At 33.6% G+C, this 818-nt stretch carries 1 protein-coding gene; it reads right to left on the reverse strand.

The genetic code is table 11. The features are described 5' to 3' along the window. Positions 1–418 (reverse strand): outer membrane protein assembly factor BamD (locus AC1DND_RS28735; protein WP_477586361.1); only part of this gene is annotated, 418 nt, incomplete at its 3' end. Between the last annotated feature and the right edge of the window lie 400 nt (positions 419–818).

Here is an 818-nt window from a genome sequence, read left to right on the forward strand (position 1 = left end):
GAAGTGCATCTATAGCCTTATAGGTATTTTCCTGATCTAAAGAGAAATTTGGAGATTCTAAATAGAAACAATAAGCACCCATGTATCTCGCTTCTTCGGCATTTTTACTTGCTGGGTAGGTATCTGCAAAACTTTTAAACTGGTATCTGGCAGTTGTGTAATCACTTAATCTATATAAAGTATAGGCATAATAATAGTTCAGATCTTCAGCCTCTGCACGGCCACGATATTTTTGAGAAAGATCCTCAAAAAGCACCAATGCTTTACTGTAATCACGTTTATTGTACAAACGAAGAGCCTCTTGATATTTTTTTGCAACGTCATTACTCGCTCTCAATTTCTCGAAACGACTTTTACAACCCGCAATACCCAGAGCGGCAACAAATACTAAAATAATTAAGTGTTTAACTTTAAACATTCTGCAAAGATAATTAATAATACGATAACATCAATAAAAACAATTGGCCACTAAGCTATGCAAAGCAATTCAGTACAATATAACAGTTAACAATTTTTAACATATATATAGTATACCCAATGTATCTGAAAGTTTTTTTTATTCCTATACTATATAGTATGATTTCAGTAAATAACTTCCAAAGTTTAAAAGAGTAGGGGTGTAAGGATAACTTCGGAAGTCTATTCAGTCCACGCTGGATTTATTTCTACACTATATATATTAGGAGTGCTTTTGTTTTTTTAGCAAAGCAGTTTTGGTGCTACTATATAGGTATGTTTCCGCTATCCGCTTTATCCCGATGAAAACCTGTGAAACAAGCAAGCACACCAAAATATAACACAAACCGGTACTTAAATCG

It is taken from the genome of Pedobacter sp. 01N416 (genome assembly GCF_056399685.1).